The sequence below is a fragment of the Niastella sp. OAS944 genome (assembly GCA_024809215.1).
Taxonomy (GTDB): Bacteria; Bacteroidota; Bacteroidia; order Chitinophagales; family Chitinophagaceae; genus Niastella.
On record JANUBW010000011.1, the window covers coordinates 144244 to 162163 of the forward strand.

The 17920-nt window shown below is 43.2% G+C and carries 11 protein-coding genes; 4 read left to right on the forward strand and 7 right to left on the reverse strand.

Going from position 1 to position 17920, the window contains the following annotated elements; translation table 11 throughout:
• Positions 1-19 precede the first annotated feature (19 nt).
• On the forward strand, positions 20-1948 hold the full coding sequence (locus GGD38_RS32085) for a T9SS type A sorting domain-containing protein (RefSeq protein WP_375296457.1): 1929 nt from the start codon (positions 20-22) through the stop codon (positions 1946-1948).
• A gap of 71 nt (positions 1949-2019) precedes the next feature.
• Here GGD38_RS32085 and GGD38_RS32090 read toward each other — a convergent pair whose 3' ends face one another.
• Positions 2020-4803 (reverse strand): hypothetical protein, encoded by a 2784-nt coding sequence (locus tag GGD38_RS32090; protein WP_375296458.1) that lies wholly within the window; start codon positions 4801-4803, stop codon positions 2020-2022.
• Positions 4804-5308: 505 nt separating this feature from the next.
• Between GGD38_RS32090 and GGD38_RS32095 the strand changes: the two genes are divergently transcribed.
• Positions 5309-7549, forward strand: a complete 2241-nt coding sequence (locus tag GGD38_RS32095) for a DUF5723 family protein (RefSeq protein WP_375296459.1) — start codon at positions 5309-5311, stop codon at positions 7547-7549.
• A gap of 75 nt (positions 7550-7624) precedes the next feature.
• Here GGD38_RS32095 and GGD38_RS32100 read toward each other — a convergent pair whose 3' ends face one another.
• Positions 7625-8209: a DUF4136 domain-containing protein gene (locus GGD38_RS32100; protein ID WP_375296460.1), complete on the reverse strand. Its 585-nt coding sequence runs from the start codon at positions 8207-8209 to the stop codon at positions 7625-7627.
• 710 nt (positions 8210-8919) lie between these two features.
• Positions 8920-11055, reverse strand: a complete 2136-nt coding sequence (locus GGD38_RS32105; RefSeq protein WP_375296461.1) for a response regulator — start codon at positions 11053-11055, stop codon at positions 8920-8922.
• Between the two features lie 75 nt (positions 11056-11130).
• Between GGD38_RS32105 and GGD38_RS32110 the strand changes: the two genes are divergently transcribed.
• Together GGD38_RS32110 and GGD38_RS32115 are read left to right on the forward strand one after the other, a co-directional pair.
• Complete coding sequence (locus tag GGD38_RS32110; protein WP_375296462.1) at positions 11131-11535, forward strand: Hpt domain-containing protein; 405 nt, start codon at positions 11131-11133, stop codon at positions 11533-11535.
• On the forward strand, positions 11532-12224 hold the full coding sequence (locus GGD38_RS32115; RefSeq protein WP_375296463.1) for a LytR/AlgR family response regulator transcription factor: 693 nt from the start codon (positions 11532-11534) through the stop codon (positions 12222-12224). The genes GGD38_RS32110 and GGD38_RS32115 overlap by 4 nt, the downstream gene beginning before the upstream one ends.
• Before the next feature lie 1007 nt (positions 12225-13231).
• Here GGD38_RS32115 and GGD38_RS32120 read toward each other — a convergent pair.
• From GGD38_RS32120 to scpB, 4 genes are all read right to left on the reverse strand, one after another.
• The gene (locus GGD38_RS32120) at positions 13232-14635 is read right to left on the reverse strand and encodes an MBL fold metallo-hydrolase RNA specificity domain-containing protein (RefSeq protein ID WP_375296464.1); all 1404 of its coding nucleotides are present in this window, start codon (positions 14633-14635) and stop codon (positions 13232-13234) included.
• A gap of 114 nt (positions 14636-14749) precedes the next feature.
• Positions 14750-15232 carry a DUF4442 domain-containing protein gene (locus GGD38_RS32125; protein WP_375296465.1) on the reverse strand — a complete coding sequence of 161 codons (483 nt, stop codon included), beginning with the start codon at positions 15230-15232 and terminating at the stop codon, positions 14750-14752.
• 63 nt (positions 15233-15295) lie between these two features.
• Positions 15296-16510, reverse strand: coding sequence for a diaminopimelate decarboxylase (gene lysA, locus GGD38_RS32130; RefSeq protein ID WP_375296466.1), 1215 nt, complete (start codon positions 16508-16510; stop codon positions 15296-15298).
• 213 nt (positions 16511-16723) lie between these two features.
• Positions 16724-17911, reverse strand: a complete 1188-nt coding sequence (gene scpB / locus GGD38_RS32135) for an SMC-Scp complex subunit ScpB (RefSeq protein ID WP_375296467.1) — start codon at positions 17909-17911, stop codon at positions 16724-16726.
• Positions 17912-17920: the final 9 nt, after the last annotated feature.

Genomic DNA, 17920 nt, shown 5'->3' on the forward strand with positions numbered 1-17920 from the left:
CCACTTAAAATCCGAACCGATGAAACAGTATTACCGTTTATACGGTATTCCCCAGCGGAGAATTCGTATTCCCATTTTATCAGTCATTTCGTTTTCTTTTTTCTTTCTGTTATCAGTTACCACGCAGGCGCAGATCTATAACTCTTATGCAAGAGTTACCAATATTTCAAATGGCGCCACCAAAACAACATTAACAGTATCGAACAAAAATGAAACGTACCACACATTTCAACCAAACGAACCGGTTATTGTAATTCAAATGCAGGCTAATGTTATTGGCACTAATACCAACGACAATGTGAACTTTGGTAATCTTGCGGCTGCTGGTATTGGTAACGCAGGTAATTTTGACGTGGCTGTCATTGAAAGCATTGCGGGCAGCACTATTGTGCTCAAAGACCTTCTGCCAAATAAATTTACCACTGGCGCTAATAACAATGTACAGCTGGTAAGTTTTCAGCTGCTCTCCAGCACCTTTTCTACAACAGGCAATATTAGTGCTGTGGCCTGGAATGGCACTGTAGGTGGCGTAGTTGCATTAAATGTACCAGGCACATTTACCATCAATCATAACATAACTGCCGATGGGCAGGGTTTTCGTGGCGGCGCAAGGTCGGCCAATTCTCAGGATGGTACCTGTGGCTCCGGCACCTATGCCTCCGGCTCCAATACTAATGGTGCTAAAGGAGAAGGCATTTATTTGAATTCAACTACCAATTACACATATGGCCGCGGTAAGCTTCTTACGGGCGGCGGCGGCGGAAGCCAGGGTAATGCCGGCGGTGGTGGCGGCAGTAATTTTTCAGCTGGTGGTGCAGGCGGCCCTGGGTGGGCTTGTACACTCCCCAATAGTGCAGGTGGTTTGGGTGGCATTGAACTTAAAAACCCTATTCTGGCAGCAACCCGTTTTTTTATGGGTGGCGGCGGCGGTGGTGGCCAGGGAAATGATGGTGAATCAACAGCAGGCGCCAATGGCGGCGGTATTGTTATCATTCACGCCAGTACCCTTACAACCGGCTGTTCAGGATCTGTAAGAATATCGGCCAATGGCAACAGTTCGGGTAACGCTACCGGCTCCGGCGCCGATGGCGTAGGCGGTGCAGGTGCAGGCGGCACTATTCTTTTACATGTTGGCAATTTCAATATAGCAGGCACCTGCACCCTGAATGTTCAGGCAAATGGAGGTAACGGTGGGAATGTAACAAATAATGACACGCATGGCGGTGGTGGTGGCGGTGGAGAAGGCGCCATCATATATGGAGTAGCTATTCCGCCGGCAGCCATAAACAATAGCGCCGCGCCCGGAACCGGCGGAAAAAACAGCAGTGCATCTAACGCCACCAGCGCCGGCAGCGGAGCCAATACCCCCGGTTCAATTATCAGTGGTGTAGGCGCTGTACTGCCTGTACGGTTGATCCATTTTGCCGCTGAGAATATCAATAAAAAGGCTGTATTGAATTGGACGGCCACCGACGAAGCCAATATCAGCTTCACCATTTTACATTCCACAGACGGCGTTAATTACAAATCCATTGGTATTGTAAACGGAACAGGTAATGCCAGTAAGGCTACCAACTATTCATTCACCGATGCCAATGCAGTTAACGGTAAAAACTATTACCAACTGCAAATAAGCGGCGATGCTACCAGCCGTATAAGTTACTCAAGTGTGGTTTGGGTAAATATGAATGAAGAAAAAAGCCTGGCTGTGGCCTGGCCTAACCCGGCGCATGATCACTTTAGCATTAAGGTGAGCAATGAGTATGCAAACAAAATGCACCAGGTTGTTATTACCGATCTTACCGGTAAGCTTATGTATACTAACATATATAAACCCGCCGGTGGTATTATTACCGTAACACCTGCCCAACAGTTCAAACCAGGTATGTATATCTTCAAACTTACCAGTGAAGGATACGAGCAGTCGGGCAAGTTATTTATTCAATAAATATTTTGCTTATAAAAAAAATGCCCCGTTTTTGACGGGGCTTTTTTTTTGATGCAAGTAACTTAACTCATCTACCACTTAACAAGCGTAAGCACATTGGCATTCCCCTGCCCCACTTTCACATGCACATAATAAACGCCTTTACCAAGGTTGCCTATCCATAAGGGCAGCAGTTGTTCACCTTTATTTAATTGCAACGACTGGCGGTGATATATTCTGCCGGCAATGTCTGTTACATACAGGCTCGCTATCGACTGCTTTGATGCATGTACATAAACATTAGTAGTAGCTCCTGTTGTAGTAGAAGGCCGCAGTTGTACAAATTCGCTGCTGTTCAACACAACAGACTGTATACTGCTGTATAGTACTTCGTTTTGCGAACCGGTTACCACCAACCGGTAATATACAGTACCGCTGCCGGGCAGGTTGTCGGTATAGTTATACAATGCCTTGCCAGCTTCGCCATTTACCTTGCCTATACTTACAAAATGGCTACCATCAACAGACCGTTGTACTTCAAAATATTTCGGTGCTGTAGCTCCTGCTGTATTCCAGGATAAGCCCACCGTTGCATTGGCAGTCTTTTGTGCAGTAAATGCTTTTAATTCCATGGACAACACCACCGAGCTGCTCGATACACTAAACTGGGTGAGAATATTGAAAGAGCCATCAGCACGTGCATAGGGGTTTAAACCACTGGCTGGCGCACGGCCGCTCATTTCAACGATCTGCGTTCCGTTCGATCTGATGATGCTGGTTTGTGTTCTATCAAAAGATGCCTGTTCTTCATTACCCTGCCATTTCAACGCCAGCATAACATTGCTGCCGCCGTTCACATTCTCAGACACCAACCATGTTCTTGAAACGCCTGAAGCATATATGCCACCAGGGATCATTTGGTCGTTTACTGCAACGGTAAAGTGATCAACGGTGCCGGCATTGGTGAGTTGAATGGGGTTATAAGCCGTGGGAGTTGGCCCTATTGGGAACAACACAGCGCCATCGGCCGCATCAACCTGTTCAATACGTAAACCGCCCAAACCGGTATTAGCGGCGCCTGTACTTCCATTGCCGGTAACTATCCAGCTGGTGGCAGGGTCGGTAAAAGGAGCGGCGGTAATGGTGTTACTACCGGTTTTCATGGTAATGATATTTGTGCGGGTCACCAATTTGGCGGTTCCACCCAATACCAGGTTATGGCTTACATCAACGGCGCTGCTTAAATATTTATTACCGCTGCCATTGATCTCGAGCGAGCCATGATTGGCAGGGAAAACAGTTTGATCACGTGGGGCTGTATAAGCAACAGTTCCCAACAAATTGTAAGGACCTGTCATATTATCAACAATACCACCGCTGATAGTTAACCGGGCTGCATTTTCAATTGCAATACTTTTAAAGAAAGCGGTACCCGTTCCATCACTGATGTTTGGCATATTAGGCGGCCAGTTAGGCACCAGCACATCGATGGTATTATCCGGTACACCACCGCACCAGTTCAATGGTTCTTCCCATTTAATATCCTTTGTCCCCAGCCAGGTACCCGATCTGCGAACAGTTAGCGTTACCGCATTAGATGATGCCGGCGGACTGCAGGCATTGCTGACGGTTACCCTGTACTTCCAGCCATTCATAGCTGTTGTTACTCCGATAAGCGACAGCTTGGTAGAGTTTGTACCTACATTAGTCCAGGTGGTGCTGCCAGAACCGTTGTCAGTTTGCCATTGATAGTTCAATACAGTACTTCCTGAGGCAGCCACCCTAAATGCAGTGTCGGTATTGGCACAGATGGTAACATCAGTTGGGGGGCTGGTAACAGCCGGCAATGTTCGTACCTGCAAAACACTTGAATTTGTGTTTGCTGCACAGCCAACATAAGGAGAAGGGTAAGTAGCCGTAAGGCGTACGTGATAAGAACTTCCCTGGGCTCCATTAAAATCTGTGATCTGTAATGTTTGCGTTTGACTACCGCTATAAACAGCATTATCAACAACATCGGTAAACGTAGAAGAAGCAAGGGGCTTCATTTGCCATTTATAAATAATTGCAGCAGCACCGGTTGCCGTATCAGTAAAAGTAATATCATCCCCCGGGCAAATTTGGTTAGCTATCGGCCCCGGATAAGGCGCCTTCCATACTGGCAGCGGAGATACATTCAACGTATCTAATGCTACACTTGTATTGGAACATGTGCCAAGGGTAGCTGTATAGCGAACTAAGTAATTATTCATACCCATCGTTATCGTAGGGTATAAGATCGCATTGGTATTAAAGCCTGTATAACCATCGGCTGCGCTTATATTATTCCATGATACGCCGTTATTGGTACTCAATTGCCATTGATAGGTATAACCGGCAACCAGGCCTACCGAACGTGGGTTGTTTTGGGCGCCTACACAAATAAATAACCGCTTGGGAGAATTTTCAACAGCAGGAGATTGGTTTACAGTAAGCCTGGCCCCGCCTGAAATGATTGTACCGGTAGCATCAGTTACTACACACCGGTACAACCTGTCGTTGAGCCCGGTAGACACATTAGGAATGGTTAATGTTACAGTTGTTGCTCCGCTGTATGTGGCGCCGTCTGCAACATCGATATAAGTGCCCCCGTTATTAGTGCTCTCCTGCCACCGAAAGGTAACAGTACCTGATGTGCCCGACACACTTCCAATGGTAAAAGAAGGATTGCTGCCGCTGCATACAGTTTGTGAAACTGGCTGTTGCCCCAGTACCGGCAATCGTTTATTACGCGAAAACGCAGCCGATACAATACATAAAAGCCATAATGTACAAATGATGATCCTGAGTAAAAGCCTCCAATGTGAACGCGAGGCAACGAGTGTAAAGGTTTTCATACGAACGGAATTGTTTTAAATGGGTTGGGTATTTGATATTCAATCAAAAGAGGTAATTGATCAATGGTGGCTGGAACGTACGAGGAAATGGTCCAGGGTTTTCATTAATGATGCAACGTTAAATGTAGGAAGTTTTCCAGTTTTCGCATATTCGTTACATGTATATAAAGCGAAGACATATGAATATGAACAACCCTCATAATTAACCCTGTAGTAATGGCAGGAATATAATATGTAAAAGAATTCTTATCGCTCAATCAAAATTATACCGCATAACGGGCGTTCGTTATTACTGCCCGGCCCACACAATAGGGTTAAAGTAACACTATCACCTATTCGCCTAAATAAGTATAACCCGTTAAAAAACAGGCTTTAAAAACCAATTTACCGCATATATAATCCGTTACATTTCAAAATACATATAATTTAATTTACCTTGCGGCGTTTTAGATAACAATAATTAAGTTCAATTTAACCGCTTAAAACACTTAGCAAACCCCAAGTCATGAAAAAACGCCTTGTATTAGGCCTGATGAGTTGTGTACCCTTGTTTGGCTTATCTCAACAGTTTACAGGATTTACTTACGACAATTACTCAGGAGTTCATGGAGTTTTGCAAAACCCGGCCAATGTTGCGGGCAGCAAATACAAAGTGAACATTAACTTCTTCTCATTGAGCGCTCTGGCGGGTAATAACGCCTACGAGTACAAGAATTCCAAGTTCAAAAGCTTTGATTTCTCAGATCCCGAAGAGAACGTGGATTACTTTAAATCGGATAATGCCGATAAAAAGAGCCTGTGGTTCAATACCGACATCATGGGGCCCTCTTTTATGTTCACATCGGGTAAAAAAAGCGGTGTAGCTCTGTACACCCGCGCCCGTACGCTCTTGAATGTTTCTAACCTTAGCGACAAAACTTTCCGGTTTTTGGGTAAAGGCGACGCCGACGCCCTGTATGGCACGGATATCAATGAGGAAGGCTTACAGTTAAAGTCACACGCCTTTGCTGAAGCTGGTTTAACCTATGGCCGTATCATTTACAGCACACCCCAACATTTGCTGAAAATGGGTATCACAGGTAAATATGTGGTAGGAATGGCCGCCGCTTCTGTTTACTCTAAGAAATTAAGAGTGAATCTTGAAAAGAACGATTTCATCAATAAACTCGAAGGTGACCTGAACGTACGCTATTCAGATAACCTCGATGGAGTTGATGATGATTATGAAGACATTCTTGATAAAGCAACTGGCAACCATGGCCTCGGCCTCGACCTGGGCTTTTCATACGAATGGCGCCCTGAGAACGGTACCTGGCTCGATAGGGACCAAACCCCTTATAAAGTGCGGGTGAACGCTTCTATCAACGATCTCGGTTCGGTTAAATACAAAAACTCAGCGCACGGCAACAGCTATACTATTGACGCCTCTGGTAAAACTACCGATGACCTCGACAAAAAAGACGGGGAAACTTTCGATGAGTATTTTAGCCGCCTCGAAACCGTGGGTATTCTTAAAACCGCTACCCGTGCGGCCGATATGAAAGTTAAGTTGCCCACTACTTTCCGTTTCGATGTAGATTACCATATTTACAAACGCCTGTTCATTAATGCTGGTACTATTGTGAACATGGTGGGTAAAGATAAAAATGAAGTAAGCGCACATTACGCAACTTCATTTACCATCACACCACGCCTTGAGAAAAAATGGTTCAGCCTTTATTCGCCCATTTATTACAATGCTGTGAATAAGGATTTCTCATGGGGTGCAGGTCTTAGAGCTGGTTTCCTGTTCCTGGGTTCAGGTTCTATTCTGTCGAATATGTTCGGAAACCAGAATATTAGCCAGGCTGATGTTCACTTAGGTTTTACCCTGCCTATTTACCAACGTGTAAAAACAAAACGGCATAAAAAAGAAAAACCTGTAGAGGAAGTAACTAAAACTGAAGTAGCACCTCAACCTATTGTTGAAACAAAAACAATAGTTGAAACAAAGGTTGATACCGTTGTAAAAAGCGTTGAGGTAATTAAAGAAGTAAATCGCGATAAAGACAACGACGGTGTTGTTGATGAAAAAGACGCTTGTCCTGATGTTCCCGGTGAATTGGCCCTGGCTGGTTGCCCCGATAAGGACAAAGACGGCATTGCCGACAAAGACGACAAATGTATTGATGTAGCTGGTGTTGCCAAATACAATGGTTGCCCAATTCCTGATACCGATGGCGATGGCATCAACGACGAAGAAGATAAATGTCCGCAAACTGCAGGTACCGCCAAATACAATGGCTGCCCCATCCCAGATACTGATGGCGATGGTGTTAACGATGAAGAAGACAAATGTCCTTCTACACCTGGTAAACCCGCCAACAATGGCTGTCCTGAAATTAAACAGGATGTAGTTAAGAAAGTAGCTATTGCTGCTAAGAGCATCTACTACATGTCGGGCAAAGACGTTATTCAAAAAGTATCGTATCCTAAACTCGATGTAGTAGTTAAAGTTCTGAAAGCTGATCCTGCACTGCACATCAGCATTGAAGGTCATACCGACAATAAAGGTAATGCGGTAAGCAATCTGAAATTATCGGCCAAACGTGCTGATGCGGTTAAGAACTACCTGATCAAAAAAGGTATTTCTGCTGATCGTATCGCTGCTCAGGGCTTTGGTGATTCAAAACCGGTTGCTCCTAATACCACACCTGCCGGTCGTACTAAAAACAGAAGAGTTGAATTGCACCTGAACTATCAATAGTCAACAGGCAATTGGCAATAAACAAAAAAACCTCCCGGCAAGCCGGGAGGTTTTTCTTTTTCATCAGTTCTAAACTTATTTCTTTACCACATCAAACTTGCGGAAGATGGAATTTACACTGCTTTGAATTTCCCTTCGGGTAAGGTTCCTGCTGTTTACATCATCGGTCGTCCAACCCTGCCAGATGGTTTTATCGGTATTGGCATCAACCATGGTAATGGTTAATGTACCTTCCCTTACTTCTGCAGTACCATAATCATATCCCATGAATGTGGATGGATAGTAAATGGTACCCCAGCGACGATAGAATGGGTTATAGAACATCCGCTGGTATGGCGCCGAGTAAACGGGGTTCGATGTTTCGCGGCTTGTTTTCTCAACCAACAGGTCATAGCTGATCAACACATCGGGTCTGGTCTTAACTTCCCGCCAGCCTTCTTTTTGCAGCTTTGTGTTCACCAGTTCATGCACATTCTTTTTCATAAACTCATTGTGCCTGTTCTTGTCGTTCTTTTTATCTGTATCTATCCACGCATATGTTTTATACCGGCTGAAATCGGCCGTTTCGTCTTTTTCAACGTAGGCCGGGGCAGCACAGCCAACCGCCAGTATAATGGGTAAAATCAGAACCGGAATTGCCTTTAATACTCGCATATTCATTCCTCCTTTTTGGGTTAAAATCACCTCTATAATTTACGTTGAAAAGAATGTGCCGGTGTATAAGGCTTTGTGAAAGTATGCTTAATGAAATGTTAGCGTTTTGGTGTTCCCCCACACAAAAAAAGGCAGCCCCTAAGAATAGGGGCTGCGAGTCACATGAGAAAATTATGCAGCAACCGTAGTCGTTCCGGGTGATTGCTGCGGCTATGTTTTACCCGGAAAAGATATATGATAAAATAATTATCGTTAATGTAAACGTAGGATAGGTTGATGGTATAGTTAAGGTTTGCCCAAAGCCCCCTCAGACACACAGGTTACCCGGTATAAGTATAAGATTGTAGTGCAATAAATTTTGGATTAATCAGAGGACAGCTCGCTAAATACTGAAAATCTGTGTGTTGACAGGCTAATGGTGTTGCCTGAATTGGCTGTAAATATATACTTATAGAAGAAACATTCAATGGAATCTTTCTCATGGCTTTGTTTTTTCGGCTAATACTAAACTATGCTATACAAATGAACAGGTATGCAAGATACAAAGCTCCGGGGATAAAACCCGAACTATGATTAAGACAATGGAAATTTAGTTGTAAATGGGGAGAGGCATGACAATTTTAACCCTTTTTGGGTATAGGTTTATATTGGTTGACGAGTTAACAAGTTGACGAGGAAGTTGAAAATCCTACTTCTACCACTTAAAAGCGTACACACTACGCGCGTAACGCAGACACTAAATAAGAAATCTTCGAATGCAGCTCCTCGGGTCTAAATGGTTTATGAATAAAATCGGTGAATCCTTTTTGAAGCAGATCATCCTGCATATTATCATACACCGCAGCAGTAAAGGCAACGGCCGGTATTGTTGCATTGATCTTGCGTATTTCTTTCAGCGCAGTGGCGCCATCCATTTCGGGCATTTCAAGGTCTATGAGCAACAGATCGAAAGAACCTTTTTTAAACTGGGCCAGCGCTTCACGGCCATTGGTGGCCTCGCTTACCTTAATGCCCCATTTTGTTAAGAACCGTTTGGCTATCGACAGGTTCACCGGGTTGTCTTCTGCTATCAGTAACCGTATACCTTCCAGTGAATCGAGGTGTTTTATATTTTCATCATTGATGTAGCGTTTGCGGTTCTCACAGATCTTCAGTTCAACCGTAAAGTGAAACGCACTTCCCTTCCCCTCTTCACTCTCCAACAACAGATCGCTGTTGAACATATTTACTATACGTTTGGTAATGGCCAGTCCTAAGCCGGTTCCACCATATTTACGTGTTGTATTTACATCTGCCTGGGTAAAGCTATCGAAGATCTCTTTGTGTTTGTTTTTAGGTATGCCTATACCCGTATCCATCACAATAAACTGCAGGGTCGATTTTGCACTTGATGAGAACAAACGGCGAACCGCCATTGTAATGGCGCCCTGGTGTGTGAACTTAAGGGCATTGGCCAGCAGGTTGCTTAGCACCTGGTTCAACCTGGTTTCATCGGTATAAAATTCCAGGTCAAGGCGGTCATCGATATCTATTTTAAATTCCAACCCTTTCGATTTTATCTGAGGCGAGAACTGTCCGGCCAGTTTTTGCATGAACTCTTTTATGTTCACCGGCACATCGGCCAGTTCTACTTTGCCGGCTTCCATTTTATTATAATCCAGGATATCGTTAATGAGCATCATCATGTGCTCAGAAGAGAATTTCAGAATGTCGAGGTGTTGCTTTTGCGTGGGCATGTGCTCTTCCTGCAACAATAAATTTGAGGCGCCAATAATACCGTTCAGCGGTGTGCGCAGCTCATGGCTCATGTTACTAAGGAAACGTGATTTCGTTCGGGCGGCGGCTTCGGCTTTTTCTTTAGCTTTCATAAGCTCAAACTCGGCCATCTTCACATTCGATACATCGAGGATACTGATCTTGGTATAACCTGTTTCTTTATAATTAAAAGGCACTACGCTTACAAAACCATAAAATGTTCTACCCGTTTTTGCAGTAAGCGTAAGCTCACCCTGCCAGGGCCGCGATTCACCCGATAATTGTTCTTTTATTGAATTGAACTGTTGTACATGATGCTCTTCGAACCACATTTCAATATTGGTGCCTTCAATTTCGGGTTTCTCGCTTACCTCAAACAACTCCAGGGCGCGATTATTACAACTGGCAATGATGTTCGTTTGATGATAAACAATAAATACGCCATCGAGCGAGGTATTGAAAATGGTATCACCAAAGATCTTTTCCTGTAAAATGGCCACCTCATTGTCTTTATTCACCTGCAATATTGAATAAGAGAAGATGATGGTCATGGCCAGTGATATCACCAGGTTGCCACTGTATAACTGAGCATACAGGGCTTCTGTTATTTTTTGAATATCGTTTACGTATGGACAAATTTTTACACAGGCCAGCGATGCGATAACAGTAATGGAGTATACAGATAACAGTTCCTTAAAGTTGCGGCGAATACTAACAACAAACGTCAACACTACGAAGTAAGGAAAGTAAAGCAGGTATCCCCCCGCCCTTAGCCCTTCAATATAGCATATAACAATTAAGTAAAGATTTATATTTATGACCGCAATAATGCGCCCCGTCTCCAGTTTTCGTCGCGACCCAAAATAAAATGCCAATAAAAAGAAATAAGCGGAGGTAATATTTACTAACGCACTTATATAGAGCTTATGGTAAAAGTAGGAGAATACGGAGAAAAAGTTAAGCAGCAGGGCAAGTAGTATGAACTGGTTGAAGCGGATGATCCTTTTACGTAGTTCCTTGGAAACACCCTCATGCAAGCCAGAATGAACTATCTCCCTGTAAATAGAGTAGATCAGATATAATATTTTCTCCTTCATAGAGTTATTGGATTAGAACTGAAAGTTCTATTTACGGATGACAATTTAACGAAAAAATGGACAAACTATTTTCTAATGAACGGATCAAATTTCTCTAAAAAATTCATTTTCAACGAAAAAATTGACAGCGAGTACCTTTATAGTTTATATGAAGATGATTACCAGTACATAGAGGAGATCTTTCAAACGACCCTTACCCATTTTGATGAAGATTTCAAAGGAATACAACGGGCATACGAAACTGATAATTTATCTGACCTTAAAAAGGCAATACACAAAATGAAACCAACGTTTGGATTTGTTGGATTGCCGTTAGTTCAAAATATTTGCAGGGATTTTGAGGATTTTTGCCAAAAAGCAACTTCTTCAAATGAATTAACGTCAGAATATCAGCAAATTGTAGTTACATTAGCAGAGAGTAAGGAGCTGATCGCATCGGAGTACAACAAGTTGAAAGAATTCAATTCCAATATTTTATGAAATGGACCTGTGTCATTGTTGAGGATTTGCAGGTAGCCGCTGACTATCTGGTAAAATGCTGCGAAAAGAGTGGGTTGTTACAAGTGAAAGGCCACTTTACCAATGTTGAGCAGGCGCTTGAGTATCTGAATAAAAATTCTGTTGACATATTGTTCCTGGATGTGGAAATGCCCGGCGCCTCCGGGTTCGACCTGCTCGATCAACTCGCCTACTATCCCAAGGTCATTCTCACCACTTCCAAATCGGAATACGCTTATAATGCTTTTGAGTACAACGTTACCGACTTTTTGAAAAAGCCGTTTACGTATCAACGTTTTCAGGAGGCGTTGAACAAGCTTACCACCGCTGCCGGCGATAATAATATCAGCAGCACCGCTACCGACCATATCTTCATTAAATGCGATGGCAAACTGGTTCGGTTAAACAATGATGATATCTTATTCATTGAAAGTATGGGTGACTATGTGAAATTTGTTACCCCCGACAAAAAGTACATTACCCACAATACCATCAAGAACCTCGAAGAAAAGGTTAACCGCCTAACCTTTATCAAAGTACATCGCTCCTACATCATCAACATCAACAAGATCGACGACATTCGTGAGAACGATCTGTTTATCAAAGGGAACGAGATCCCTGTAAGTAAAGCGCACAAGGCTGATGTATTAAAGCGTTTAAACATTATATAATTTTCGTCGAAAATTTCTTTCTATTTACCGGCATTATACCCCCAAAGAGCTAATAATTTTCTCTTTGCCGGTTCGTGTACCCATCTTTGTTCTCACGAAAAATGACCCCTAAAAGCAGAACTATATATACTGTGTAACTTATTAATTGTGACGGTTATCAATTATAAACCCTATCCTTAAAACGGAAGAACAAAAAGTGGAATCCTTAGCTATGAAAACTAGTGTGAACTAAATCTCCAGCCTGCTCATGATACGGATTTCATTACCGGTCTCCCAAAGAGGCCGGTTTCTTTTTTATATATATACCCTCACACTCATATTACATATTTACCCCATTCAACCAGGGTTTTCTACCTAAAAATCGAAGGTTTCTATTTATTAGTCGAATAAAGTTGATCACGGGTCAAAGATTGGCCATCTTTGTTGACGATCGAAATATCCTGTACAAAAACCGAAAGACCCCGTAAAAGGGAAAAATCCAGTAAAAAGGCGTCACGGAGCCTGATTACCGAAGAAAAGCCAAACCCGTTTTATATCCAACAATCCATGAAAACCAACAAAAAAATCTCCTCGAGAAAAAACCCTAAACGATCCGATCCGATGAAAAAACCAAACATTTAAGATCCATTATCTGAAAGGAGAGCCCAAAAATCTGAGCCTATAGATGAATTAAATTTTACTTAGAGACTACCCAAAGATTATTGAATTAAAAAACCGCCCCGTGAGGCGGTTTTTGCATAATATGTTAATAGGCCAATGGGCTAATGGTAATAGGCCCGCCTGAGTTCTAAGTTTAGTGTTCCGAGTTTCTAATTGGGCTAAGTGCGAGTGGCTTGCGCCAACTATTTTGACATCGCTTCGCTCCGCCTTTTTTGCTTATTAACTTTAACATTCGCGAACCCCACTCACAACTCACCATTCACCACTCATGTATAACCTCCATCAACTCTTTCAACTATATCAACTTTTCAACTCCTTGTTAACTCGTCAACGTGTTAACTTATTAACTATGTCAACCCAATTTCATAATGCAACTCTGGTATCTCTACGTCAGTAAAACCTTTCTTCAATAACCGCTGTCTGAACTGTTGCTGTACATCATATTCACCATGAACAAGGAACAATCGCTTAATATCACGCGGTTCCTGGCAGGCAAGAAACTGGCTCAGATCTTCATAATCACCATGGGCACTCATGCTATGAATAGAACCTACTTCGGCATGCACTTCATGCATTACACCATAAATATGCACTTCCTTTCGGCCCTGCAATAGGCGGCCACCCAATGAATCGGGTTCGCAATAACCCGTCATTAATATTGTATTGCGGCTGTTCTCAATATTGTTACTAATATGGTGTTTTACCCTTCCGGCTTCAGCCATACCACTTGCCGAAATAATGACACAAGGTTCGTTACGGAAGTTCAACAGCTTCGATTCCTGTACCGTTTTTACAAACTTCAATCCTTTAAATCCAAACGGATCTGAATCGGACTCAAGCACCTTTTGAATTGTTTTGTTGAAATAATTCGGATACCGTTTAACCAGCTCTGTTGTTTTTACGCTTAACGGGCTATCTACAAAATAATCCAGATCGGGCAGGCGGCGTTCCAGCTCAAGCTGGTTCAAATGATATAATAATTCCTGCGTGCGGCCTACACTGAATGCCGGAATGATGAGCTTACCTTTCTTTTGCAGACAGGTTTTTTCAATCCAGTGCAGCAATTGATCGGGCGTGGTAACATTCATTTCGTGCAGACTGTTACCGTAGGTTGATTCAAGAATAATATAATCAGCTTGTGGGAACACAGCGGGTGAACGTAAGATCACATCGCGGTAACGGCCAACATCACCACTGAAGGTAATATGGGTTTCTTTACCATTCTCTTTTACTTTCAGGTTCACTACGGCGCTGCCAATGATATGACCGGCATCGGTATACATCACTTCTACAAAATCATCGATCGCATGCCATTTTCCATAATCAACAGCTTTAAAAAATTGAAATGAATTTTCTGCATCCTCCACTGTATATAATGGCTGCAGGTATGGCTGCCGTTCGGCTGCTCTTTTCTTGTTCAAATACTTAACATCATCTTCCTGTATTTCGGCCGAATCGGTGAGTAAAATCTGGGTAAGCTCTTTGGTGGCCGGTGTGCAATAGATGTTACCGGTAAAACCATCGGCGGTAAGTTTGGGAATAAGCCCGGTGTGGTCTATGTGGGCGTGTGATAAAATCAGATGATCAATTTCAGATGGATTAAATCCCCAGTGCCGGTTCAAATTACTGGTTGCCTGCCCCAATCCCTGAAACATTCCACAATCGAGTAAATACTTCCTGCCATTATTCAATGTTAGCAAATGCTTTGATCCGGTAACGGTACGTGCAGCACCGTGAAATGCGATCTTCATTATTTCTGAGTTTTTGAGTTATTCAGTTGTTCAGTTATTTAGTTGGTTGGTTCTTCAGGTAAACCTCTTGCTCAAAAGTTAACTTAAAACTTACGAACTTAATAACTGAATAACTTATGAACTGGTTTTTGCCTTAAACGACCATGTAATAAAACATTCAGCAACCTTTTCACCCTGCGCATTCGTACCAACAGAAGTTGTTACACAGGTTTGCGGTTCGCCGGTAGCAATAGCTTTTTCAACAACACTCAACAACAGATCACCATCTTTACATTCAAAACGCGTTCCGCCGGTAGCCTTTTTAAAATACCCTGCTTCAAACTTCACAACAAGCATCGATACGGCTGGTTTACGCTCGCTTACAATTGCCATTGCGAGTGAGCCCGTGCTCATTTCCGCAGCCATGGCCAAACAGGCAAAATAAGTTGAACGAAAAGGATTTTGCGAGAACCATTTGTACGGCACCGTCACCACACAATGCTTTTCATCGATCTCCCTGATGCGAACACCCGAAAAGAAAGCCGCGGGCAATTTCCACAAAAGAAATAACCTGAATAATACAGGATTATTGAGTCGTTGTATGAATTTATTTGGCATGGTGGTAAGGTTATTCAGTTATGAATGTAAATAAAAATCCCGACGGAAACCGTCGGGATAATTTTATAAAACTTCAATTTGATTTTTCAGCAGGTCATCAAACTCATCGCGTTTGCGAATGAGGTGTGCTTTACCATCTTTTATCAGCACTTCGGCAGGCTTCAGTCTTGAGTTAAAGTTCGACGACATTTCGAAGCCATATGCGCCGGCATTATAAAACACCAGGTAATCGCCTTCGCGCACTTCATGCAGCTTACGGTCCCAGGCAAAGGTGTCGGTTTCGCAAATATTACCTACCACCGTATAGATCCTTTCGGGACCATTGGGGTTTGTAATATTCTCAATATGATGATATGCCTCATAGAACATAGGCCTGATGAGGTGATTAAAACCACTGTTAACACCCGCAAATACGGTGGCCGGGGTTTGTTTTACCACATTGGTCTTTACTACAAAATAACCGCATTGGCTTACCAGGTATTTGCCTGGTTCAAACCAAACCTGTAGTTTTTTACCGCTTTCTTTTTCAAAATTCTTAAATGCTACGGCCATCTTTGCACCCAGGGTAGCCACATCTGTTTCGGGATCATCGGGTTGATAAGGCACTTTAAACCCGCTGCCCAGGTCAATAAACTCCAGGTCGGGGAAATGGCTGGTGATCTCGAACATCACTTCCAACCCTTCGAGGAACACACCTATATCTTTGATCTCGCTTCCGGTATGCATGTGCACCCCGGTAACTCTTATTTTGGTACTTTTTACAATACGTTCAATATGCCTGATCTGGTGTATAGAGATACCAAATTTGCTATCGACGTGGCCGGTTGATATTTTGAAATTACCACCAGCCATAATGTGGGGGTTAAGCCGGATGCAAACAGGATAGCTGCTGCCGAACTTATTGCCAAACTGCTCTAAGATAGAAATGTTGTCGATATTGATATTTACACCCAGCTCTTTTGCGGCAACGATTTCCTGAAAGTCTACGCAATTGGGGGTGTACAAAATATTCTTGGGATCGAAACCTGCCTTCAGGGCCAGCTTTACTTCATAAATGCTCACACAATCAACACCAGCGCCCAGGCTATTGACATACTTTAAAATATTAATATTGGTAAGGGCCTTACACGCATAGTAAAAACGGGCATTGATCTTTTCAAAACCCTTCTTCAGTTTCTCGTATTGCTCTTTTATTTTTTCGGCATGGTACACATACAGGGGTGTACCGAATTCGTTCGCTAACTGAATTAAAAACTCTCTTGATAATTGCTGTGCCATAGTATGCGAATATACGGCTGAAAGCTGAAAGCTAAAAGCCAAAGGCGAATACAGCCCCAGGCCCCAGGCTCCAAGCCACAAGCTGCAAGCAAATGCAGAAATACAGGTGAAAGCTTAAAGCCAAAAGCCCAAAGCAAAAACGGGCAGGCAGCCCTAAAAAAAATGCGCATCGGCCAACCGGCTAATGCGCATATTCTATATAAAATGTTGTTCTTACTTTTTTTCTTCGTCTTTTTCATCCCCGTCATCACCGGCTTCATTTTCATCATCATCGCCGGTTTCTGCGTCTTCAGCATCTTCCTCATCCTCTATCTCTTCTTCTTCGGCTTCTTCCTCGTCGTCACCTTCTTCTTCCTCTTCTTCTTCAAGCTCTTCTTCCTCTTCAACATCTTCCTCATCAGCCTCTTCCTCTTCTTCTTCATTCTCCCCTTCTTCCTCTTCCTGCTCTTCGTCGTCTTTGTGCTCTTCTACCAGCTCACCATCTTCATCAACCACAAAGGAAGTAGAATCGTCATCGGCTTCAGCTTCTTCGCCTTCTTCTTCAATTTCCTCATCCGAAACCTCTTCTTCATCAAAACCTTCTTCAGCTATTTCATCAAAAACCTCACCCGCTTCTTCATCAAGTGCTTCGGCTTCTTCTGCTATAGCTTCTTCATCGGTCTCCTGTTCCAGGCCGCCTTCAGCAGCTTCTTCTTCAGTTCCTTCTTCGCTATATGTGAGCTCAGTACCATTCAGGTGTGTGCCGTTAACAGAAGGCGTTGCTTCTTCTTCGGTTGCTTCTTCAACTCCCCGGCCTTCAGCAGCCTGCTGGGCAGCACCTTCTTCGCTAATAGCGGTAGGCACTACTATATTATCGTCGAATACTTCTTTCAGTTTGGGCAGGTCATCGGTTGTGTTCAAACCGAAATAATCCATGAAGTTCTTTGAAGTGCCATACACCAGCGGATGGCCGGGCAGGTTCTCATTACGACCTGTAATAACAATGAGGTCTTTTTCGAGTAACTTCTGAATAGCGTAGTCGCTGCTCACCCCGCGTATAGCCTCAATTTCAGACTTGGTAACAGGTTGTTTATAAGCAACGATACTCAACGTTTCCAGCGCTGCTGTAGATAAGCGCTTCAGGAACTTTTCACCGTTCAGCTGGGCAACGGTCTTATGGAAATCTTTTTTGGTAAGGAACTGCCAACCGCCCCCGCTCTCACGCACTTCAAAGGGATAGAACTCTGCTTTGTATTTCTCAAGTATCCCTTCAATGGCAGATTCAATCTGATCGAGCATGATCTTATCCTCCATAAAGCCAAAGGCATTATTGATGAGGTCAGTGATCTCCAGTGTAGTCAATGGCTTTTCACTGGCAAAGATCAACGCTTCAATATGGGGTATCAGGTTGGAAATTTCCATCAGTAAAGT